This window comes from Shinella yambaruensis, from assembly GCF_050859155.1.
Taxonomy (GTDB): domain Bacteria; phylum Pseudomonadota; class Alphaproteobacteria; order Rhizobiales; family Rhizobiaceae; genus Shinella; species Shinella yambaruensis.
In genome coordinates this window covers 765,326-786,329 of sequence record NZ_CP150638.1, presented here as the reverse complement: position 1 = coordinate 786,329, position 21,004 = coordinate 765,326, and the positions used below count along the sequence as shown (strand labels likewise).

General features: G+C 67.8%; 28 protein-coding genes. 24 read left to right on the top strand and 4 right to left on the bottom strand.

Features of this window, described 5'->3' with window-relative positions; translation table 11 throughout:
* Position 1 precedes the first annotated feature (1 nt).
* The 3 genes from ribB to WMC41_RS03790 all read left to right on the top strand — a co-directional run bounded on the left by ribB (position 2) and on the right by WMC41_RS03790 (position 2,943).
* Positions 2 to 1,102 carry a 3,4-dihydroxy-2-butanone-4-phosphate synthase gene (gene ribB / locus WMC41_RS03800; RefSeq protein WP_244767811.1) on the top strand — a complete coding sequence of 367 codons (1,101 nt, stop codon included), beginning with the start codon at positions 2 to 4 and terminating at the stop codon, positions 1,100 to 1,102.
* Between the two features lie 115 nt (positions 1,103 to 1,217).
* Positions 1,218 to 2,114, top strand: coding sequence for a metal-dependent hydrolase (locus WMC41_RS03795; protein ID WP_432347070.1), 897 nt, complete (start codon positions 1,218 to 1,220; stop codon positions 2,112 to 2,114).
* A gap of 10 nt (positions 2,115 to 2,124) precedes the next feature.
* Positions 2,125 to 2,943 carry a class I SAM-dependent methyltransferase gene (locus WMC41_RS03790; RefSeq protein ID WP_288080770.1) on the top strand — a complete coding sequence of 273 codons (819 nt, stop codon included), beginning with the start codon at positions 2,125 to 2,127 and terminating at the stop codon, positions 2,941 to 2,943.
* 10 nt (positions 2,944 to 2,953) lie between these two features.
* Here WMC41_RS03790 and WMC41_RS03785 read toward each other — a convergent pair whose 3' ends face one another.
* Positions 2,954 to 4,150, bottom strand: a complete 1,197-nt coding sequence (locus WMC41_RS03785; RefSeq protein WP_432347069.1) for a winged helix-turn-helix domain-containing protein — start codon at positions 4,148 to 4,150, stop codon at positions 2,954 to 2,956.
* A 181-nt stretch (positions 4,151 to 4,331) separates the two neighbouring features.
* Here WMC41_RS03785 and WMC41_RS03780 point away from each other — a divergent pair, with 181 nt between their 5' ends.
* The 6 genes from WMC41_RS03780 to WMC41_RS03755 are packed head-to-tail and all read left to right on the top strand — an operon-like array spanning position 4,332 to position 9,262.
* On the top strand, positions 4,332 to 5,012 hold the full coding sequence (locus tag WMC41_RS03780) for an energy-coupling factor ABC transporter ATP-binding protein (RefSeq protein WP_432347068.1): 681 nt from the start codon (positions 4,332 to 4,334) through the stop codon (positions 5,010 to 5,012).
* Complete coding sequence (locus WMC41_RS03775; RefSeq protein WP_432347067.1) at positions 5,006 to 5,611, top strand: energy-coupling factor transporter transmembrane component T family protein; 606 nt, start codon at positions 5,006 to 5,008, stop codon at positions 5,609 to 5,611. The genes WMC41_RS03780 and WMC41_RS03775 overlap by 7 nt, the downstream gene beginning before the upstream one ends.
* A 36-nt stretch (positions 5,612 to 5,647) precedes the next feature.
* The gene (locus tag WMC41_RS03770) at positions 5,648 to 6,211 is read left to right on the top strand and encodes a biotin transporter BioY (protein WP_244767817.1); all 564 of its coding nucleotides are present in this window, start codon (positions 5,648 to 5,650) and stop codon (positions 6,209 to 6,211) included.
* Positions 6,212 to 6,215: 4 nt separating this feature from the next.
* Positions 6,216 to 7,703: a class I adenylate-forming enzyme family protein gene (locus WMC41_RS03765; protein ID WP_432347066.1), complete on the top strand. Its 1,488-nt coding sequence runs from the start codon at positions 6,216 to 6,218 to the stop codon at positions 7,701 to 7,703.
* Positions 7,681 to 8,856 (top strand): thiolase family protein, encoded by a 1,176-nt coding sequence (locus tag WMC41_RS03760; RefSeq protein ID WP_432347065.1) that lies wholly within the window; start codon positions 7,681 to 7,683, stop codon positions 8,854 to 8,856. Before WMC41_RS03765 ends, WMC41_RS03760 begins: the two co-directional genes overlap by 23 nt.
* A gap of 10 nt (positions 8,857 to 8,866) precedes the next feature.
* Complete coding sequence (locus WMC41_RS03755) at positions 8,867 to 9,262, top strand: GFA family protein (RefSeq protein ID WP_432347064.1); 396 nt, start codon at positions 8,867 to 8,869, stop codon at positions 9,260 to 9,262.
* On the opposite strand, the gene WMC41_RS03750 is transcribed toward WMC41_RS03755, so the two are convergent.
* Positions 9,248 to 9,589 carry an acyl-CoA thioesterase gene (locus WMC41_RS03750; RefSeq protein ID WP_432348247.1) on the bottom strand — a complete coding sequence of 114 codons (342 nt, stop codon included), beginning with the start codon at positions 9,587 to 9,589 and terminating at the stop codon, positions 9,248 to 9,250. The two genes, WMC41_RS03755 and WMC41_RS03750, sit on opposite strands and share 15 nt — an antisense overlap.
* Before the next feature lie 81 nt (positions 9,590 to 9,670).
* Between WMC41_RS03750 and WMC41_RS03745 the strand changes: the two genes are divergently transcribed.
* The 15 genes from WMC41_RS03745 (at position 9,671) to WMC41_RS03675 (ending at position 20,215) form a co-directional block, all read left to right on the top strand.
* Positions 9,671 to 10,621 (top strand): zinc-dependent alcohol dehydrogenase family protein, encoded by a 951-nt coding sequence (locus WMC41_RS03745; protein ID WP_432347063.1) that lies wholly within the window; start codon positions 9,671 to 9,673, stop codon positions 10,619 to 10,621.
* 69 nt (positions 10,622 to 10,690) lie between these two features.
* Positions 10,691 to 11,617: a histone deacetylase family protein gene (locus WMC41_RS03740; RefSeq protein ID WP_244767823.1), complete on the top strand. Its 927-nt coding sequence runs from the start codon at positions 10,691 to 10,693 to the stop codon at positions 11,615 to 11,617.
* 2 nt (positions 11,618 to 11,619) lie between these two features.
* Positions 11,620 to 11,871: an exodeoxyribonuclease VII small subunit gene (locus tag WMC41_RS03735; RefSeq protein ID WP_133034382.1), complete on the top strand. Its 252-nt coding sequence runs from the start codon at positions 11,620 to 11,622 to the stop codon at positions 11,869 to 11,871.
* Between the two features lie 45 nt (positions 11,872 to 11,916).
* A complete protein-coding gene (locus WMC41_RS03730) occupies positions 11,917 to 12,225 on the top strand; it encodes a nucleotidyltransferase family protein (protein WP_432347062.1) in 309 nt (102 codons plus the stop codon).
* Between the two features lie 19 nt (positions 12,226 to 12,244).
* Positions 12,245 to 12,583, top strand: coding sequence for a HepT-like ribonuclease domain-containing protein (locus tag WMC41_RS03725; protein ID WP_432347061.1), 339 nt, complete (start codon positions 12,245 to 12,247; stop codon positions 12,581 to 12,583).
* Between the two features lie 91 nt (positions 12,584 to 12,674).
* Positions 12,675 to 13,598: a pirin family protein gene (locus WMC41_RS03720; protein ID WP_432347060.1), complete on the top strand. Its 924-nt coding sequence runs from the start codon at positions 12,675 to 12,677 to the stop codon at positions 13,596 to 13,598.
* A 127-nt stretch (positions 13,599 to 13,725) separates the two neighbouring features.
* Positions 13,726 to 14,049, top strand: a complete 324-nt coding sequence (locus tag WMC41_RS03715; RefSeq protein WP_288080751.1) for an ArsR/SmtB family transcription factor — start codon at positions 13,726 to 13,728, stop codon at positions 14,047 to 14,049.
* Entirely contained in the window at positions 14,046 to 14,444 is a 399-nt protein-coding gene (locus WMC41_RS03710) for an SRPBCC family protein (RefSeq protein WP_432347059.1), read from the top strand. Before WMC41_RS03715 ends, WMC41_RS03710 begins: the two co-directional genes overlap by 4 nt.
* Positions 14,445 to 14,479: 35 nt before the next feature.
* The gene (locus WMC41_RS03705) at positions 14,480 to 14,698 is read left to right on the top strand and encodes a hypothetical protein (protein WP_432347058.1); all 219 of its coding nucleotides are present in this window, start codon (positions 14,480 to 14,482) and stop codon (positions 14,696 to 14,698) included.
* Positions 14,695 to 15,114, top strand: coding sequence for a DUF1801 domain-containing protein (locus tag WMC41_RS03700; protein ID WP_432347057.1), 420 nt, complete (start codon positions 14,695 to 14,697; stop codon positions 15,112 to 15,114). The genes WMC41_RS03705 and WMC41_RS03700 overlap by 4 nt, the downstream gene beginning before the upstream one ends.
* A 17-nt stretch (positions 15,115 to 15,131) precedes the next feature.
* Positions 15,132 to 15,545: a DUF1801 domain-containing protein gene (locus WMC41_RS03695; protein ID WP_272804635.1), complete on the top strand. Its 414-nt coding sequence runs from the start codon at positions 15,132 to 15,134 to the stop codon at positions 15,543 to 15,545.
* A 258-nt stretch (positions 15,546 to 15,803) separates the two neighbouring features.
* Positions 15,804 to 17,723, top strand: a complete 1,920-nt coding sequence (gene dxs / locus WMC41_RS03690; RefSeq protein WP_432347056.1) for a 1-deoxy-D-xylulose-5-phosphate synthase — start codon at positions 15,804 to 15,806, stop codon at positions 17,721 to 17,723.
* Between the two features lie 177 nt (positions 17,724 to 17,900).
* Entirely contained in the window at positions 17,901 to 18,173 is a 273-nt protein-coding gene (locus tag WMC41_RS03685; protein ID WP_244767833.1) for a hypothetical protein, read from the top strand.
* Between the two features lie 42 nt (positions 18,174 to 18,215).
* Entirely contained in the window at positions 18,216 to 18,968 is a 753-nt protein-coding gene (locus WMC41_RS03680; protein WP_432347055.1) for a TlyA family RNA methyltransferase, read from the top strand.
* Positions 18,965 to 20,215 (top strand): class I SAM-dependent RNA methyltransferase, encoded by a 1,251-nt coding sequence (locus WMC41_RS03675; protein ID WP_432347054.1) that lies wholly within the window; start codon positions 18,965 to 18,967, stop codon positions 20,213 to 20,215. The genes WMC41_RS03680 and WMC41_RS03675 overlap by 4 nt, the downstream gene beginning before the upstream one ends.
* Positions 20,216 to 20,219: 4 nt before the next feature.
* Here WMC41_RS03675 and WMC41_RS03670 read toward each other — a convergent pair whose 3' ends face one another.
* On the bottom strand, positions 20,220 to 20,642 hold the full coding sequence (locus WMC41_RS03670; protein WP_432347053.1) for a type II toxin-antitoxin system VapC family toxin: 423 nt from the start codon (positions 20,640 to 20,642) through the stop codon (positions 20,220 to 20,222).
* Positions 20,642 to 20,896 carry a type II toxin-antitoxin system Phd/YefM family antitoxin gene (locus tag WMC41_RS03665; RefSeq protein WP_244767836.1) on the bottom strand — a complete coding sequence of 85 codons (255 nt, stop codon included), beginning with the start codon at positions 20,894 to 20,896 and terminating at the stop codon, positions 20,642 to 20,644. Before WMC41_RS03665 ends, WMC41_RS03670 begins: the two co-directional genes overlap by 1 nt.
* Positions 20,897 to 21,004: the final 108 nt, after the last annotated feature.

Below are 21,004 nucleotides of genomic sequence, written 5' to 3'. Positions count from 1 at the left end.
CATGAGCTACGACCAGAAGCGCGTCGTCGATGCCATCCGTGCCTTCGAGGCCGGCGAGATCGTCGTCGTCATGGATGACGACGGCCGCGAGAACGAGGGCGACCTCATCGTCGCCGCCGTGCACTGCACGCCGGAGAAGATGGCCTTCATCGTGCGCCACACCTCCGGCATCGTCTGCACGCCCATGCCGCGCGAGGAGGCCAAGCGCCTCAACCTCAACGCCATGGTGGCGGAAAACGATTCGGCCCACACCACCGCCTTCACCGTCTCCGTCGACTTCAAGCACGGCACGACGACCGGCATTTCTGCCGACGACCGCACGCTGACCGTGCGCAACCTCGCCAACCCGAATGTCGGCCCGACGGATTTCGTGCGCCCCGGCCACATCTTCCCGCTCGTCGCGCGCGAGGGCGGCGTCTTGATGCGCTCCGGCCATACGGAAGCCGCCGTCGACCTCTGCAGGCTCGCAAGCCTGCCGCCGATCGGCGTGATCAGCGAACTCGTCAATGACGACGGCACCGTCATGCGCGGGCCGCAGGTCGCGAGCTTTGCCGAGCAGCATGGCCTCAAGCAGGTCTCCGTCGCCGATCTCATCGCCTATCGCCAGCGCAAGGAGACGCTGATCGAGCAGGTCGACAGCTTCGACATCGATACGCCCTACGGTAAGGCGAAGGCCCTGACCTACACCCTGCCCTGGGATCCGATGCAGCACCTCGCCGTCGTCTTCGGCGATATCCGCGACGGCGTGGACATCCCGGTGCGCCTGCATCTCGAGAATGTCGGCGGCGACGTTTTCGGCGCGAACCGCCAGATCGACGGCATCATGAAGCGGATCGCGGAGCAGGGCCGCGGCGTGATCGTCTACCTGCGCGAAGGCTCCGTCGGCGTCGGGCAGTCCTCCACCGCCCGAAAGGGCAAACACGACCGCGAGGGTCACGACGAGGCGCAGGCGCGCGAGAGCGAATGGCTGGAAATCGGCCTCGGCGCGCAGATCCTGAAGGATCTCGGCATCAGCTCGATCCGTCTCATGGCCTCGCGCGAGCGCCATTATGTCGGCCTCGAAGGGTTCGGCATCGCAATCGCCGGGACGGACGTCCTTTAGGAATAGCGCGCGCCGCGCCAACGGGCACGGCCCTGCCCTGTTGCGCGCGTCCGCCGGCTTGTGGCATTATCGAGGTCCTGCCGCTCGGCAAGCGACGAACAGCATGGTGACGATCGTGACAGACGGAGCTGGCTACGGCTGGAAAGGCAAGGAAGGCGCGACCGCCGATCACCATGGCGCGGACGACATCATCCCGCGCGACATTCGCTTCGGGATCGTCGACAAGCCGACGCGGCACTGGTTCGCCGGTGACATCGTCAAGACGGCGCTGGCCGATGGCCTGTCCATCTTCCTGCCGGAAGGCGAACGCTTCTTCATCCGCTCGCTCAAGCACTATGCCGCGCAGCTGGACGACCGCGAGCTTGCGGACGAAATCAACGGCTATGCCGTGCAGGAGGCCTACCACACCCGCGAGCACGAGGACTACAACCGTGCCATGGCCGCCCTCGGCTACGACGTGAAGGCGATGGAAGGGCCGGTCGCCTCGGCCCTCGGCCTGACGACGAAACCCTTGCAGAGGCTGGCGGTGACCTGCGCCATCGAGCATCTGACGGCGACGCTGTCCACCGTCACGCTGCGGCATCCGGAGATGTTCGACGGCGCGGAACCGCACTATCGCCGGCTCTGGATGTGGCATGCGCTGGAGGAAATCGAGCATAAGGCCGTCGCGCTCGACGTGCTGAAGAAGGCGACGGCGAACATGTCCGGCTGGCAGCGCTACCTGCTGCGCGTCATCGCCATGAACGCCACCATCGTCCCGTTCCTCCTGATCTTCCTGCGCAACACGCATCTCTATGCCAAGACGGACGGCGTGAAGCCCGGCTTCCGCTTCTGGATGCGCTTCCTGTGGGTCGTGTTCGTCTCTCCCGGCTTCTGGCGCCGCTGCATCCCGCTGCTCCTGCGCTACTATCTGCCGGGCTTCGATCCGCGCAACAGCGACGATGCCGCGCTGGTGATGAAGGGCCGTGAGTGGATCGCGCGGGAAATGCCCGCCGCCGGCGCCACGGCCTGACGGACCGGAAATGGGCAGCAGTCTCTTTTCCAATCTTCTCAAGTCGATTGAGCAAGGCCGGTTTCCGCGGGCGCAGAAATGGGTCTGGCGGCGCCTCTACAACCTGCTCTCCCGCTTCTGGCGCGACGAGGACTGGCGCTTCATGAACTACGGCTTCGTGCCGGAGGGCGTTCCGTTTCCCCTGAAGCCCGAGGACGAACCCGAAAGGGTCTTCATCGGGCTTTACCAGCAGGCCGTCGAAAACCTGCCCGTCGCCGGCCTGCGCGTCCTCGAAGTAGGCTCGGGCCGCGGCGGCGGATCACGCTACATCGCCCGCTACCACGCGCCGGCATCGGTGGTGGGCCTTGATTACTCCCAGGCGACCGTGGCCCGGGCGAAAAGCCTGAATGCCGGCACGCCGTCGCTTTCGTTCGAGGTGGGAGATGCCGAGCGCATGCCCTTTCCCGATGGCGCCTTCGATGTCGTCGTGAACATCGAATCGTCCCATTGCTACGCCGACGTGCCCGCCTTCGCCCGCGAAGTGGCCCGCGTGCTGGCGCCGGGCGGCTGGTTCACCTTCGCCGACATGCGCGCCAGGGCCAGCCTTGCGGAACTCGACGACCAGTTGGGCGCCCCGGGACTGGAGAAGATGGGCGAACGCGATCTTTCCGCGGGCGTCGTGGCGGCTCTCGATGCGGCCGAGGCGCGCAAGCGGGAGCGTATCGGCCGGCTGCGCCTGATGCGGCGCTTCATGTCCGAATTTTCCGGCTCCAGGGGCTCGATCCTCTACAAGGGCCTCGCCACCGGGCAGGTGGCCTATGTCGCCCGCCGCTACCGGAAGGCGGGCTGACCGCCCGCCATCACGCGTCCGCCCTCGCCCGGTCCAGCCACCGGACTTTCTCGACGCCCGCGAATTTCGCCACGCGCGCCAGTTCCGCCTCCAGCCTCTCCATCCGGCCGGCCGAGGCGCGCACCTTCGGTTCCCACCACAGCCGCTTGACGTCGAGCGTGCCGCCCTTGCGGTCGGCCTTCATGTCGATACGGCCGACGAGGCGGTCGCCTTCGAGCAGCGGGAAGACATAGTAGCCGTATTGCCGCTTCGGCTCCGGCACGAAGATCTCGATGCGGTAGAAATAGCCGAACAGCCTTTCGGTGCGGTTGCGGTCACGGATCAGCGGATCGAAGGGCGAGAGCACGCGCAGGCGGGCGGGCGGATCGGGAACGTCGCCGAGGCAGGCCGGGAAATCGGCGAAGGCATGGGAGGCGCGCGGCTTGCCGCCATCCGCCGGCGCGATGGCGACGGGGTGCAGCTCCTCGCGATGCGCCTCCACCCAGGCCCTGGCCTCGTCCGGCGAGACGAGGTCCCAGAAGGCGGCGATCTCGCCATGGGTGGCAAAACCCAGCCGCTCCAGCGCGCTGCGGCAGGCCCAGTCGACGAAGGCGTCGTGCTCGACATCCGGCGCATGATGACGGGCCGGCAGCACGCGCTCGACGAGGTCGTAGACCTTCTGGAAGTTCTCGCGCCGGGCGATCGCCACCTTGCCGGTGCGCCAGAGATATTCCAGCGCCGTCTTGTTCGGATGCCAGTTCCACCAGCCACCGGACTTGTGATCGTCCGCCTTGAGATCACGCGACAGCACGGCGCCGCCGGAAGCGATACGCGCATAGGTCTCGTCGAAGGCCGCCTCGAACCCCTCGCCGCGCCACTTGCGCCAGCGCTCGATGATGGCGGCGTCCTCGCGGCGGAAGCGATGCTTCCAGTAGCGGAAGAAGGCGCTCGGGATGACCGAGGCGTCGTGCGTCCAGTTCTCGAAGAGCTCGCCGTCCTTCTCCAGCAGCGCCGTCAGGTGCTCGCGCCGGTAGGTCTGGTTGCGCGAGAACAGGATCTGGTGATGCGCCCGCTCCACGGTGGCGATGCTGTCCACCTGCACGAAGCCGATGTCGTGGATGAGGTTCAGCAGGCCGGCCTTGCCGAGAACGCGGCCGGGCGGCGCGCTCAGGCCCTGCCGGGCGAGAAAGATACGCCGGGCCTCGGCGTTGGAGAGGAGAATCGTCATGGTGGATGATAGGCACATATTCTTGGTTTGTTCCACCCGATTCCGACAGGAATGCGGGGATCGGCCGTTTTGTCCTTCGCCCGATTGTCGCTTATCGCACAGGCCGGCGCGGAAAACCTCTTCGCACATGCGGTAGAATTGCCTATAGCTCCCCCAGCATCCGCGAAACGGGACCCCGCTCTTGGATATCGTCTTCTCCGCCGCAACGGTGACCTATGCCGGGCGCGCCGCGCTACATCCGCTGACGCTTGCGCTGAGCGAACCGCGCATCGGCGTCGTCGGGCTCAACGGTTCGGGCAAGACCACCATGGCGCGGCTGATCAACGGCCTCGTCAAGCCGACGGGCGGCACGGTGACGGTCGACGGGCTGGACACCGTGAAGGACGAGAGCGCCGCGCGCGGAAAAACCGGGTTCATCTTCCAGAACCCGCAGCACCAGATGATCCTGCCGATCCTTGCCGAGGACATCGCCTTCGGCCTCAAGAACCGCGGCCTCGGCAAGGCGGAGATCGCCGAGCGGACCGAGGCGGTGCTGGCCCGCTTCGGCATTTCCCACCTAGCGCGGCGGCGCGTGCACGAGCTTTCCGGCGGAGAGACGCAGCTCGGCGCGATCGCCAGCGTGCTCGTCACCGGCCCGGACCTCCTGATCCTCGACGAGCCGACCAACCAGCTCGACCTGAAGAACCGCGCGCTCATCGAGCGCACGGTGGCGGGCCTGCCGGAACAGGTGCTCGTCATCACGCACGACCTCGCGTTGCTCTACGGTTTCGACCGGGTGCTGGTCTTCCACGAGGGCCGGCTTGCGGCCGACGACCGGCCGGCGGAGGCGATCCGCGCCTACCGGGAGATCGCGGCATGCTGAACGGGCTCGACATCGAAGGCGATTCGCCGCTGCACCGCATGCCCGTGCGCGGCAAGCTGGCCCTGCTCTTCGCCGCCGCGATCGGGCTCTTCCTCGTTTCGGAGCTGCGCATCCTCGTGCCGGCGCTCGGGCTTTCCGCCTTCCTCTACCTTTCGACCGGCATCGGCTTTCGCGAGGCCCTGCGGCGCGTGCGCTTCGTGCTCTTCACGGTGCTCCTCGTCGCGGCCGCGAACTATGCGTTCCATTCGCTGCACGAGGCGCTGGTCGTCCTCTGCCGGCTGAGCGCGCTGGTCCTGCTCGCCGCCGCCGTCACCGCCACGACCTCCATCTCCGCCTTCATGGACGAAATCACCCGGCTCCTGACGCCGCTCGAGCGCTTCGGCTTCGTGCGCGCGGCCGATGTGAGTCTCGCGGTCGGCCTTGTCATCCGCTTCGTGCCGGAGATCTTCGCGCGCTATGGCGAGATCGCGGACGCGCACCGGGCGCGCGGCCTGCCGGTCCGGCCATTGACCACCCTCGTGCCGCTCATCATCCTGACGCTGAAGGACGCCGATACGATCGCCATGGCGATTGACGCGCGCGGCTTTCGGCGGCACTAACCATTCGACCCTATTTTGTCCACCGGGGAACCCGACATGACCACCAGAGACATCGTCCTCGTCGCCCTCTTCGCCGCGATCATCGTGGTGCTGGGCCTGCTGCCGCCGCTCACGCTCGGCTTCATTCCGGTGCCGATCACCGCGCAGACGCTCGGCGTCATGCTCGCCGGCTGCATTCTCGGCGCCAGGCGCGGCGCGGCGGCCGTGCTGCTCGTGCTGCTGCTCGTGGCGATCGGCCTGCCGGTCCTGTCTGGCGGGCGCGGCGGCCTTGCCGTCTTTGCCGGGCCGACGGCCGGCTATCTCGTCGGCTGGTTCTTCGGCGCCTATGTCTGCGGCCTGATCGCCGAGCGCTTCGTGCGGGAAGACCAGCCGGAGCTGGCGCAGTTCCTCGCCTTCCTCGCCGCCTCGGTCGCCGGCGGCATCGCGGTCGTCTACCTCTTCGGCATTCCGTGGCTCGCCTATATGAGCGGCAAGGCCTTCTTCGAGACGGCCCTCGCCTCGATGGTCTTCGTGCCCGGCGATCTCATCAAGGCGTTCGTCGCCATGCTGGCCGGCCGCGCCGTGCTCGCCGGCTATCCGCTGCTGCCGCAGCGCGCCTGAGCCGATGCCGCTTTCCGGCGCCCTCGAACGGCACGCCGCCGAAAGCCCCGCGAACCCGGCCTTCCACCTGGAGGACCGGGTTCTTTCCTATGGCACGCTCACGGCGACCGCCCGGCGGCTTCACGCCGCCTTCGCCGATCTCGCCCCGCAGGGGCGCAGCGCCATCGGGCCGAAAGACCGGCTGGTCGCGATCATGACCGGCAACCACGCGCTCTTTCCCGCCGCCTTCGCGGCCGCGACGGCCGGCACCCATTGCGCCGCGCTGATCGACCCGCACCTGCCGGAGGCGCAGCGCCAGCGCCTGATCGGGAAAATCGACCCCGACCTTCTTGTCACGGCCCATGGAGCGGACCTCGTCGTAGAGAGCCGGCACGGCGATGCGCGGGACGTGATCGCCGAAAGCGCCGCACTGGACACGCAGCCCCTGCCGGAAGGGGCGGCCGACGCTCCGTTCCTCATCGTCTTCACCTCGGGCACGACGGCCGATCCGAAGCCGATCATCCGCGACCGGCGCTCCTGGCGGACCAGCCTTGCCATGGGCGCGCCCTTCTTCGGCATCGACCGGACGGTGAGAACCTATGCCCCCGGCCCGCTCGCCCATGGCCTTGCGCTCTATGCGATGACCGAGACGCTGCTTGCCGGCGGTGCCTTTCATTCCGCCGCGCATTTCGATCCGGATGCGGCGCTCGCGACGATCCGGGCGAACACGATCCGCCGCCTCGTCCTGGTGCCGACCATGCTGCGCCGGCTCGCCGCGGAGCCCCCGGTGACCGGCGTCACGGCCATCACCATTGCCGGTGCGAAACTGACGGCAGCGGACCATGCGCTCTGCGCGGCGCATTTCCCCGAGGCGGCGCTGCGCGAATATTACGGCGCCTCCGAACTCGGCTTCGTCACCGTCACCGCGCCGGGCGAGGCCGCCTCCTCCACGGCGGTCGGCAGGGCCTTTCCGGGCGTCAGGATCGCCGTGCTCGACGATGCCGGCAGGCCGCTGCCGGCGGGCGAGACGGGCACGGTCTTCGTCGAAAGCCCGCTGGTCGCGACCGGCTATCTCGGACAGGGCGACGGGGCTGGGCTTGTCCGTTCCGGCAGGCTCGCGACCGTCGGCGACGTCGGTTTCATGGAGGCGGACGGCATGCTGCACCTGCTCGGCCGCTCCGGCGGCATGGTGCTGTCCGGCGGCAACAACATCTATCCTTCGGAGGTGGAGACGGCGTTGCGCGACACCGGCCTCGTGCGCGCCGCCCATGTCTTCGGCATCGACCATGCCGATCTCGGCAGCGAGCTCGTCGCGGTGATCGAGCCGGAACGGCCGGGCCTGACGCCCCGGGCGCTGACGGCGGCGCTCTCGGAATTCCTGCCGCGCTACAAGCAGCCGCGCCGCATCTGGCTGTGCCGCGCCATGCCGGTGACGTCCTCCGGCAAGGTGGCGGCGAAGACCGTGCGGCAATGGGTGGCGGAGGAAAGCGATGCGCTCGACCGTTTCCTCTGACCGCATCCCCGTCGTCGCCGCGGCCTTCCGCACGCCGATCGGCCGCATCGGCGGCACGCTTTCGGCTGTCGAGCCGGCCAGCCTCGCCGTGCCGCTCATCCGGAAAATCCTTGCCGAGACGGGACTATCGCCCGATGCCGTCGACGATGTGATCCTCGGCAATGCCGCCAACAGCGCCGGCAATCTCGCGCGCCTTGCCGCACTGGAGGCGGGCCTTCCGGTTTGCGTGCCCGGCATGACTATCGACCGGCAATGCGGCTCCGGGCTGGAGGCGATCGCGCTGGCGGCGCGGCTGGTGCAGGCGGGCGCCGGGCGCTTCTACCTTGCCGGCGGCACCGAGAGCACCAGCCGCGCCCATCTGCGCTTCCGCCCGCCGTCGACGCCGGGCGGCTCGCCCGAGCCGCTCCGCCGCGCCCGCATGGCGCCGGATACGGTGGGCGATCCGGACATGGGCATCGCCGCCGAAAACGTTGCCGCCCATGCCGGCATCAGCCGGGAGCGGCAGGACCTTTTCGCGCTCGAAAGCCACCGCCGCGCCGTGGCGGCGCAGAAGGCCGGGCGCTTTGCCGGCGAGATCGTGCCGGTCGACACGCCCGCCGGCCCCGTCTCCCGCGACGAATGCCCGCGCGAAAACACCGCACTGGAGAAACTCGCCGCGCTGAAGCCCGTCTTCCGCCCCGGCGGCACGGTGACGGCGGGCAATGCCTGCCCGGTCAACGACGGCGCCGCCGTCGTGCTCGTCACGTCGCTCGCCGAGGCGCAGAGGCTGGGCCTGACGGTGCTGCTGGAAATCGTCGACAGCGCGGTCGCCGGCGTCGATCCGAACCTGCTCGGCCTCGGCCCCGTGCCGGCCATGCGGAAGCTCGCCGCGCGCCATCCCGGCCTTGACGCCGCACGCGTTCCCTTCATCGAGTTCAACGAGGCCTTCGCGTCCCAGGTGCTCGCCAGCCTCGATGCGCTCGGCATCGATCCCGCCGCCGTCAACCGCGAGGGCGGTGCGCTGGCGCTCGGCCATCCCTATGGGGCCTCCGGCACCATCCTCGTCACGCGGCTGTTCGCGCAGATGCGGGCAGCGGAAGCGGGCGCCGAGGCGCTTACCATGATGGGTGTCGGCGGCGGCATGGGGATCGTGACGCTTTTCCGGAAACTGTGAGGGAGGAACCATGGGCGAGAAGATCCATGCCGGCGGCTGCCTGTGCGGCGCCATCCGTTTCGAGGCGCGGGGCGTGGCGGAAAAGCCGCATACCTGCTCCTGCCGCTTCTGCCAGCGGCATACGGGCGCGCCGACCGCCGCCTGGGTGGAGTTTCCTGCCGAGCGCCTCGCCTGGACCGGCAGTGGCGGCAGGCCCGCCACCTGGCGCTCCTCCGATTATTCCAGCCGTGCCTTCTGCCCGGCCTGCGGCAGCTCCATCGGCGCGATCGACGACGAACCGGTCGTGGCGCTGCTCATCGGCGGCTTCGACGATCCGGCCGATCCGGCGCTTGCGCCGCAATACCATTCCTTCGAGGATTGCCGGCCGGGCTGGCTGCAGGTCGGGACGGCGTCAGGCGAGGAATGACTTCAGCCAGTCGCGCACCGGCTGCGGCACGTTGACGGGCTGGCGGCTTGCCGGATCGACGGCGACCCAGACGATCTCCAGGTCGGCGACCGGCGCGCCTTCTGCGGAAACCGCGACCGCGAAGCTCAGCGAGGTCGCGCCGATGCGCGTGACGGACACCTTCAGGCGGGCAAGGTCATCGAGCTTCAGGCCGCGATGGAAGGTGCAGCCGGACTTGCGCACGAAATAGACCGGATCGGCCGCGCCGTGCGGCCGGTGCCGCCAGAGCCCGGCGACGGCCGCCTCGGCATGGGCATAATAGGCGGCATTGTGCATGTGGCCGTGCATGTCTATATCGCGGAAGGGTATCCGGACCTCGCTGAGCGTGATGTCTGCCGCCTGTTCCACGTCCTGCCCCGGGGTAAAGCCATGTTCCGTGCCGTTGTTAGAGCGTTCGGCGATCCCCGGCAAGTGATCCGCCTCGAGGAAGCCGAGCGCATCGTGCCCGGCCCCGGTGAGGTGCAAATCCGCATCCGCCGCGCGGCGATCAACCCCTCCGACCTCATCCCCGTCACCGGTGCCTATCGCAGCCGCACGGTGCTGCCCTTCGTGCCCGGCTTCGAGGGCGTCGGGGAGATCGCCGCGCTCGGCGAGGGCGTCAGCGGGCTTTCCCTCGGCCAGCGCGTGCTGCCGATCGGCGCGAGCGGACTGTGGCAGTCCTTTCTTCTCCGCCCGGCCGGCTGGTGCTTCGCCGTGCCGGACGACCTTTCCGACGAGGCCGCCGCCATGGCCTATGTGAACCCGCTCACCGCCTTCCGGCTGGTCGAGGCCGCCAGGACGCATTTCGGCGCGGCAGGGGGCCAGCGCGTCGGCGTCACGGCCGCGGCCTCCGCCATCGGGGGCATGCTGCTGGTGCTGCTGGCCGAGGCCGGCTTCCGGCCCGTCGCCCTCGTGCGCAGCGCGGCGAGCGCGGCGCGGCTGGCGGAGACATTTGCCGGCGAGATCGTTCCCCATGCCGCCCCGCCGCTCGATGCGGTGCTCGACGCGGTCGGCGGGGAGCCCGGCAATGCGCTGTTCCGGCAGATCCGCGACGGCGGCGCCTTCATCCAGTACGGCGCGCTGAGCGGGGCGCAGCTCGATGCCGCGCTGGTGGCGAGCCGGCGCGAGACGGTGGCCTTCTCCTTCCTCTGGCTGCGCAACTGGGTGCATTCGGCGCCGCGCGCGGCGATCGAGGCAGCCTTCGCGCGCAGCTTTGCCGGCATTCGCGCCGGTGTCCTCGGCTCGGCCATCGACGGCGTCTTTCCCCTTTCCGACCTTCCCGCCGCGCTCGCCCGGCAGGACGATCCCGCGCGCACCGGAAAGCTGCTTCTCGCTCCCTGACGGTTGAAAAGCCGTGGACACGGCCCATTTCCCGTGGACCTCGTGAACCGCAATGGGTAGCTTCCGGCCATGACGACGTGTCTCTTCGAGAACCCGATCTTCCTCGAGCACCATACGCCGGAGGGCCACCCGGAGCGGTCGGACCGCATCCGGGCGATCAACCTCGCGCTGGAGCACGAGCGCTTTTCGCCGCTCGTTCGCGAAAAGGCGCCGCAGGCGAACGAGGACGTCGTACTGCTCGCCCATCCCGAGCGCCACCTCACCGCCGTCATGTCCGCCATGCCGGAGGAGGACATCAACCAGGTCGAGGCCGACACCTATGCGAGCCCCGCGACGCTGCAGGCGGCGCTGACCGGCATCGGCGGCGCCATCGCCGCGATCGACGCGGTCTTCACCGGCAAGGCCGACAATGCCTTCGTCGCCGCCCGCCCGCCCGGCCACCATGCCGAGCGCGACAGGGCGATGGGCTTCTGCTTCTTCAACAATGCCGCCATCGCCGCCCGCCATGCCCAGAAGGCGCACGGCGCCGAGCGCGTCGCCATCGTCGACTGGGACGTGCACCACGGCAACGGCACGCAGGACATCTTCTACGACGACCCGTCGGTGCTGTTCTGCTCGACGCACCAGATGCCGCTCTATCCCGGCAGCGGCGCGAAGGACGAGACGGGCGCCGGCAACATCGTCAACGCGCCGCTCTCGATGAACGACGGCAGCGACCATTTCCGCGACGCCTTCCGCTCGCGCGTCCTGCCGCGCGTCGCCGATTTCCGGCCGGACGTGATCATCATATCCGCCGGCTTCGACGCCCATCATCGCGATCCGCTGGCGCAGATCAACCTCGTCGCCGACGATTTCGACTGGGCGACCGCCAAGCTGATGGAGCTTTCCGAAAAATCGGCGAACAACCGGGTGGTCAGCCTGCTGGAAGGCGGCTACGACCTCACCGGCCTCGCCGAATCCGCCGCCACCCATATCCTTCGCCTGATGAGAGGCTGACCATGACAAACGCCGCCGCCCCTGACGTCTCCGCCCTCTCCTTCGAACAGGCCGTGGAGGAGCTGGAGAAGATCGTCGCCGCCCTCGAGCGCGGCGACGTGCCGCTCGACCGCTCCATCGAGATCTACGAGCGCGGCGAGGCGCTGAAGAAGCATTGCGAGACGCTGCTCTCGGCCGCCGAGAATCGCATCGAGAAGATCCGCCTCGACCGCGCCGGCAAGCCGCAGGGCACCGAGCCGCTCGACGGGGCATAGGCCCCCAACTCGACGCCCTTCTCGCGTCGTGGTAGAATTTTTCCCATGACCAGGGACGAGATCATCGCGAAGCTTGTGGAACACCGGAGCGAATTCGAAGCTGCCGGCATTACGCACATGTCGCTGTTCGGCTCGGTTGCGCGCGGTGACGATGGCCCGGATTCGGATATCGACGTCGCCGTTTCGCTGGAAGATCGCGTCTTTCAATCCGGCTTCGGCTACTTCAGCACACTGGAGGATATCCGTGAGAAGATCGAAGGCATGACAGGCAGAAGTGTCGATGTGCTTTCCGAACCTGTCCGGAAGGAACGCCTGCGCCGCGAACTCGAACGGGATCGCGTCATTGCCTTCTAAGCGACCCACCGTGCGGCTCATGGATATCATCGAGAACATCGAGATGATCCGCGAGTATACGAAGGGCATGGACTTCCCGGCTTTTCTTGCAGACCGGAAAACGAGGGACGCAACGGAGCGTTGTCTTCAGCGGATTTCAGAGGCCGCGAAGAAGCTCGGCGACTTGGCTGAAGCGGAAATGCCCGATCTCGATTGGCGGGGTATCCGCGATATCGGCAACGTCCTTCGCCACGCCTACGACCGGCTGGAACCCAAGGCGATCTGGGCGATCGTCACGACCTTGCTCGATCCTCTTTTCCTGTCGACCAAGGCTACGCTAGCGCGTCTGGAAGCGACAGAGCAAACCCATCCGCGCTGAATTCCTGACCACACCGTCAACGCCCGCTGCCCTATCCATGCCCCTGCCTGCCCGCTAGCATCCGCGAACGAAGCAACGACAGGAGGGCGCAATGAGCTTCTTTCCCGGAAAGGACCCGGAGGCCGGCGATGCGGCGGCGTGCGATGCGCTGGAGCATCTGATCATTCCGCGCACGAGCGATATCGGCGGGCTGGAGGTGCGGCGGGCGCTGCCGACGGCCAAGCGCCGGCTCGTCGGGCCGTTCATCTTCTTCGACCGCATGGGGCCGGCGCTGCTGCGCGCCGGCGAGGCCATCGACGTCAAGCCGCATCCGCATATCGGGCTGTCCACCGTCACCTATCTCTTCGACGGCGAGATCAAGCACCGCGACAGCCTCGGCACGGAGATGGTCATCGAACCCGGCGACGTGAACCTGATGACGGCGGGGCGCGGCATCGTGCATTCGGAGCGCTCGCCGGAGAACCTGCGCGGCCGGCCGCAGTCGATCTCCGGCCTGCAGACCTGGCTGGCGCTGCCCGACAGCCACGAGGAGATGGCACCCGTCTTCGCCCACACGACCAAGGCGGAGCTTCCGGCCTTCTCGGCGGGCGGCATCACCGGGCGCACGATCATCGGCTCCTACGAGGGCTATGCCTCGCCGGTCGGCGTGCCGACGCAGACGCTCTACGCCGACCTGACACTGGCGCCCGGCGCTTCCGCGCCGCTTGCGGCGGACTGGGAGGAGCGGGCGGTCTACGTGCTGTCGGGCACGCTCGACGTCGCCGGCGACGTCTTTGCGCCCGACCAGCTGCTCGTCTTCCGCCCCGGCGACGCGATAACGCTGAAGGCCGGGCCGGAGGGCTGTCATATCATGCTCTTCGGCGGCGCGCCGCTCGGCTCCAGGCGCCATATCTGGTGGAACTTCGTCTCCTCCTCGAAGGAACGCATCGAACAGGCCAAGGAGGAGTGGCGCAGCGGCCGCTTCGACATCGTGCCCGGCGACGAAGAGGAATTCGTACCGCTGCCGGCCAGCTGATGTATAGACGGTTAAGCATATATTGCAGGCAAGCGGAGCCAGTCTTTTTTGGCCCGTTTCGCCTGACTTGACTTATTCACAGTCAACCGGCTATAGGAAATACATAGCTATCAAGGTATGGATCAACGTGGCCGAAGCACATGATGCGCTCTTCCGCACGCTTGCGGACCCCACCCGCCGGGCGCTTTTCGAGCGGCTGTGCCGCGAGGGGGAGAAGACGGTGGGGGCGCTGACGGCGCAGGCCGGCGTCTCCCAGCCGGTCGTCTCCAGGCATCTCGCCCTGCTCAAGCAGGCGGGCCTGGTGCGTGACCGGCACGAGGGCCGGCAGACGCATTACAGCGCGCAACTCGATGCCCTCGCCCCGCTCGCCGACTGGACGAGCCAGATGGCCGGCTTCTGGCAGAGCCGGTTCGATCGCCTGGAAGACCTCCTGAAGAGAATGGATCAATGACAGAAACCCTTTCCGTCGTCATGGAACGGCACATCCCCCATCCGCCGGAAAAGATCTGGCGCGCTTTGACCCAACCCCATCTCATCGCCGAATGGCTGATGGAGACCGATTTTGCGGCCAGTGTCGGCCATCGCTTCGATTTCCGGGCGGAGTGGGGTTCCGTGAACTGCGAGGTGCTGGAGGTCCAGCCGCACCGCAGCCTTTCCTATACATGGGGCGATTCGCGCCTGAAGAGCATCGTCACCTGGACGCTGACGCCCGTCGGCGCGGGCACGACGCTGCGCATGGAACAGACCGGTTTCAAGCCGGACCAGCCGCGCTATTTCCAGGGCGCGCAGGCCGGCTGGCCGCGGTTCCTCGACAATCTCGACCACGTCCTGGACAATCTGGACTGAATCGCCGGGCTCTCTTGTCGCTTGAGGAGGCAACAATGAACTGGAACATGCGGATCCGGCAGATACACCGCTGGCTCTCAGTCATCTTCACCGTCGCGGTGCTGATCAACATCGCGGCCATGACGCAGGAGAACCCGGCCCTGTGGATCGACCTTCTCGCGCTCTTCCCGCTCATCCTGCTGCTGGCAAGCGGGCTCTATCTCTTCGCCCTGCCCTATCTGGCGCGGCGGCGCAGCCCGGAGGGCCTGCGATGACCAAGGCACCGGACGAACCGAAGCTCCTTTCGGGCGGCAATCCGCAGATCGCCAAGGGTTATGGCGACGGCCCGATCCAGGCCTATATCGCGGCCATGCCGGGCTGGAAGAGCGATGTCGGCCGCAAGCTCGACGCACTGATCGTCAAGACGGTGCCTGATGTCCACAAGGCGGTGAAGTGGAACTCGCCGTTCTACGGCATCGAGGGCGACGGCTGGTTTCTCAGCTACCACTGCTTTGCGAAATACATCAAGCTGACCTTCTTCCGCGGCACGTCGCTCGATCCCGTCCCGCCGGTCGCCTCGAAAACCCCCGAGACGCGCTATTTCCACATCCATGAGGGCGACGATCTCGACAAGACGCCGCTTGCCGACTGGATCCGGCAGGCGAGCCGGCTTCCGGGCGAGCGCATGTGACGAAGGACACGAGGACGATGGACAAGATGGAAAGCGAAACGGCCACCCCTTCCGCGTTGATCGACGCGCGCATTGCCGAGCTTGCAGACTGGCGGGGCGAGACGCTCGCCCGGCTGCGCGCGCTCGTGAAGGCGGCCGATCCCGATATCGTCGAGGCATGGAAGTGGCGCGGCGTGCCGGTCTGGGAGCATGACGGCATCGTCTGCACCGGGGAGACCTACAAGGCCGTCGTGAAGCTGACCTTCGCCAGGGGCGCTTCCCTGGAGGATCCGGCGGGCCTCTTCAATTCCAGCCTGGACGGCAACACCCGCCGCGCCATCGATTTCCGCGAGGGCGACGTCATCCACGAGGCCGCCTTCAAGGCGCTGATCCGCGCCGCGGTGGCGCTGAATGGAGCCGCGCGCGCCAAGTCGCGTTCGAAGAAGGCATAGGGACTCCGCGTCCGGAAATCACGACAACGTGAGTGCAGGGGCCTTACGTCCGCAAAATGCCCCAATTGCCCGGGAGAACGCGGGAATGCGTCGGATTGCGCGGTATCAATCCGGCGAAATACGCTCTAGACTTGCTGAAACGGTTGAAATCGCGCGCCGCATTCTGCATGTGACAGGTGAGCGCGGCATGAGACCGCATGTCCGGGCCGGGTTCCCCAACGGAGCCAGGGCACGCGGGCGAGAACACGAGGCATGAGAGTGACACAAGCACCCGCCACCCCCCTGCTCGACAAGGTCCACATTCCCGCGGACCTGAAGGCCGTGGACGATCGCGACCTGCCGCAGCTGGCCAGCGAACTGCGCGCCGAGATGGTCGATGCCGTCTCGCGCACCGGCGGGCATCTGGGCGCGGGCCTCGGCGTGGTGGAACTGACCATCGCCATCCACAAGGTCTTCGACACGCCCAAGGACCGGCTGATCTTCGACGTCGGCCACCAGTGCTATCCGCACAAGATCCTGACCGGCCGGCGCGAGCGCATCCGCACGCTGCGCCAGGAGGACGGCCTGTCCGGCTTCACCCGCCGGGCGGAAAGCGAATACGATCCCTTCGGCGCCGCCCATTCCTCGACCTCGATCTCCGCCGGCCTCGGCATGGCGGTAGCGGCCGATCTTTCCGGCGAGCACCGCAACGTCATCGCCGTCATCGGCGACGGCGCCATGTCGGCCGGCATGGCCTATGAGGCGCTGAACAATGCCGGCGCGCTCGATGCGCGCCTCATCGTCATCCTCAACGACAACGACATGTCGATCGCCCCGCCGACGGGCGCGATGAGCGCCTATCTCGCGCGCCTCGCCTCCGGCCGCACCTATATGGGCTTTCGCGAACTCGGCAAGAAACTGACGGCCTATCTCGGCAAGACGGTCGACCGGGCGATCACCCGCGCTGTCGAGCATGCGCGCGGCTACGTCACCGGCGGCACGCTGTTCGAGGAACTAGGTTTCTACCATATCGGCCCGATCGACGGCCATTCCTTCGAGCACCTCCTGCCCGTGCTGCGCAATGTGCGCGACAATTCCAGGGGGCCGGTGCTCATCCACGTCGTCACCCAGAAGGGCAAGGGCTATCCGCCGGCAGAAGCCGCCGCCGACAAGTATCATGGCGTCAACACCTTCGACGTCATCACCGGCGCGCAGGCGAAGGCCAAGCCGAACGCGCCCGCCTACACCTCCGTCTTCGCCGAGGCGCTGGTGCAGGAGGCGGGCTTCGACGAGAAGATCCTCGCCATCACCGCCGCCATGCCCTCCGGCACCGGGCTCGACAAGTTCGCCAAGGCCTACCCGGCCCGCACCTTCGATGTCGGCATCGCCGAGCAGCACGCCGTGACCTTCGCCGCCGGCCTTGCCTCCGAAGGCTACAAGCCGTTCTGCGCGCTCTATTCCACCTTCCTGCAGCGCGGCTACGACCAGGTCGTGCACGACGTCGCCATCCAGGGCCTGCCGGTGCGTTTCCCGATCGACCGCGCCGGCTTCGTCGGCGCCGACGGGCCGACCCATGCCGGCTCGTTCGACACGACCTACCTCGCCACCCTGCCCGGCTTCGTGGTGATGGCCGCCGCCGACGAGGCGGAGCTGAAGCACATGGTGCGCACCGCCAGCGCCTATGACGACGGTCCGATCTCCTTCCGCTATCCGCGCGGCGAGGGCGTCGGCGTCGATATGCCGGCACGCGGGGAGAGCCTCGAGATCGGCAGGGGCCGCGTCGTCAAGCAGGGCTCCAAGGTGGCCCTCCTCTCCTTCGGCACGCGGCTCGCCGACTGTCTGCTGGCCGCAGAAGACCTCGATGCCGCCGGCCTTTCGACGACCGTTGCCGATGCGCGCTTCGCCAAGCCGCTCGACCACGACCTCATCCGCCAGCTCGCCCGCCACCACGAGGTGCTGATCACCATCGAGGAAGGCGCCATCGGCGGTTTCGGCAGCCATGTGCTGCAGTTCCTGGCGCTGGAAGGCCTGCTCGACCACGGCCTGAAGGTGCGCCCGATGGTGCTGCCGGACATCTGGATGGAACAGGCCAAGCCCGAGGCGATGTATGCCAAGGCCGGCCTCGACCGCGCCGGCATCGTCTCCACCGTGTTCCAGGCGCTCGGCCAGAAGGCCGTTGGCGTCGGCGTGGCCGGGTGACCTGAACACCCGTCCTTCCTTGCCTGCCGGGCATTGCCTTCCGGCAGGCAGGCATGTTCCGTCACGGTTTCTCAACCATCCGGGTTTGCAACCCTGTAACCACATCCCTTGGCCGTTCTGAAACCTCCGGCTGCTAGGTTTCACGCCAAAGAGAAGAACCGGACAGGGATTTTCACCATGCGTCACGCGCTGCTTGCGGCCCTTGCCGCCACGCTTTGCCATGCCTCCATCGCGGCGGCCGGAGAACGGCCGTCGCACGACCCGGCCATCGAGGCCGCCGCCATCGCGATGCTGCAGAAGCGGCTGCCGGATATCCGCCCGGCGCACGGGATCCACAGCGCGCCCATCTTCGTGCGTGCGGCGCGGCCGGTGCAGGCGCCGCGTGGCATTGCCGCGCTTGTCGACCTTGAATCGCACCGATATTTCCCCGGCCGCATCATCTGGCTGTGAGGCGGGACTTGCCTCTTGGCCTGCGAGGCGTCATGAGAGGCAATGTCCCAACCCACAGAAACCATCCGCCTCGACCAGCTTCTTTTGAACGCCGGTCTCGTCGCCAGCCGCTCGCGGGCGCGTGATGCCATCTCGCGCGGCACCGTCCGCGTCGACGGCCGCATCGTCACAAAGCCGAGCTCGGCCTTTCCCGTCTCTGCCACCATCGAGATAGACGACCCCGCGCAGGCCTATGTCTCGCGCGCGGCGCTGAAGCTGAAGGCCGCGCTCGACGCCTTCGGGCTCGATCCCGCGGGCCTCGACTGTCTTGACATCGGCGCCTCCACCGGCGGCTTCACGGAGATCCTGCTGGAGCGCGGCGCCAGCCATGTCGTCGCGGTCGATGTGGGACACGGCCAGCTTCACCCACGGCTGGCGGCGGATGCCCGCGTCACCAGCCACGAGGGCCTCAACGCCCGCGTGCTCGACGCGGACCATCTCGACGGCCGCGCCATCGGCGCCGTCGTCTCCGACGTCTCCTTCATCTCGCTGAAACTGGCGCTGCCCCCGGCCCTGGCGCTGGCACGGCCCGGCGCCTTCTGCGTCCTGCTCGTCAAGCCGCAATTCGAGGCGGGGCGCGAGGCGATCAGCAAGGCGGGGCTGCTGAAGGACCCGGAGCGCGCGCCGGCGGTGGCGGCGGAACTGGAACGCTGGCTCGTCGAGGACATGGGCTGGCAGAGCCTCGGCCTCATCCCCTCGCCGATCACCGGTGGCGACGGCAACCGCGAATTTCTTCTGGGAGGCCGAAAGCCATGACGACGGAAACGCTCACCATCGCGCGGCTCGGCAGCGGCGGCGACGGCATCGCGGAGGCGGCCGGCGGCCCGGTCTACGTGCCCTTCACCCTGCCCGGCGAAACGGCCGCCGTCGCGCGGGTGAAGAACCACGGCACGGTGATGTCCATGTCGGTGGTCTCGCCGGAACGGGTGGAGCCGCCCTGCGTGCATTTCGGCCCGGACGGCAGGAACGGCACCTGCGGCGGCTGCACGCTGCAGCACGCTTCCGATGCGCTCTATCACGACTTCAAGCGCGGCCTCGTCGTCAACGCGCTGAAGGCCAAGGGCCTTGCGCCCGAGGTCGCCCCGCTCGTCATCGCCCGGCCGGGCGAACGCCGCCGCGTCGTCTTCACCGTGCGCCGGACGGAAAAGGAGATGCTGCTCGGCTTCAACCAGGCCGGCAGCCACCACATCGTCTCCATCGAGCACTGTCCGATCTCGAGCGACGGCATCGTCTCCATGCTGGCGGCGATCCGCCGGGTGGCCGCCGCCATCGCGACCTCGGCCGAGCCCTTCCGCGTCACCGTGCTCGAAACCCTCTCCGGCCTCGACCTCGCCTTCGAGGGCGTGAAGAAGGTGGGCGACAAGGAGCGGCGCGCCGTTACCGAATGCATCCTGTCGCTGCGCGGCATCGCCCGCGTTTCCAGCGACGGGGAGGTCCTTATCGAGCCGCAGAAGCCGGTGATCGATTTTTCCGGCGTGCGCATCTTCCCGCCCGCCGGCGGTTTCACCCAGGCGACGAAGCCGGCCGAGGACGCCATGGCGGACCTGGTTCTGGCGGCGCTGGGCAAGGCCAGGCGCGTGGCCGATCTCTTCGCCGGCTCCGGCACCTTCGCGCTGCGCATCGCGCGGCAGGCCAAGGTGCATGCGGTGGAGGGCGAGGAAAAGGCGCTGAAGGCGCTCGACCAGGCGGCGCGCAACACGCAAGGCCTGAAGCCGGTGACGGTGGAGCGGCGCGACCTCTTCCGCCGCCCGCTGATGGCTTCCGAGCTGAAGGTGTTCGATGCCGTGGTCTTCGATCCGCCGCGCGCCGGCGCGGAGGACCAGTGCCGGGAACTCGCCCGCTCCGGCGTCAAGACCATCGTCGCCGTCTCGTGCAATCCCGTGAGCCTTGCCCGCGACCTCGCCATCCTCACCGCCGCCGGCTACCGCATCCGCCTCGTGACGCCGATCGACCAGTTCCTGTGGTCGGCGCATGTGGAAGCGGTGGCGGTGCTGGAGAAGTAGGCGTTCAGATAGGCTCCCAGGGATTTATCAGCGCGACACCCATGGGTGCAAAATCCTGAACATTGCGGGTGACGAGCGCCATGCCATGGACGAGCGCGCTCGCCGCAATGAAGGCATCCCGCTCCGGTCGTGGGTCGGGCACATGCAGGCGCGCGCAGGCAAGCGCGACGCTCCTGTCGACGGGCACGATGCGATCGGAGAACTCCGGGAGCACATATTTCTCCATCCAGATGCGCAGGCGTGCGCCCTGCACCGGATCACGCCGCTCCATCAGCAGGATTCCGAGATCCAGTTCCATCAGCGTGACGGCTGAGACAAAGCAGGTCGCCGCGTCACGGGCCGCGAGCCAGGCGACGACATTCTCGTCCGCTTTTCCGGCACCCATCTTGCGCGATTCGGAAAGGACATTCGTGTCGAGCAGGAACATCAGGAAAAGTCGGCCGGACGCGGCAGTGCCCCGGTGCGGGGAATGTCCAGCTCCGTCTCGCCAAGACCGGGCATGGAAAGCGCCTCGACAAGGCTTCGACGGCCGCCGGTAAGCTGGCGGTATTCTTCATAGCTGAGAAGGACATGGGCCGTCCGCCCCCGGTTGGTGATGAAGACGGGGCCGTCTTTCGCAGCCTTCTGCGCCTTGTTGGCATTCTGCTGGAATTCGCGGCTCGATAGGGTGGTGATCGTCATGGCGGCACCTCCTCAACGGATATTTGTTGACACATTAGAACAATACTCCGCTCATGACAACGCCGGCCTCCGAGGAAGGCCGGCGTTGGATCATGCCGCCTGGAGGCC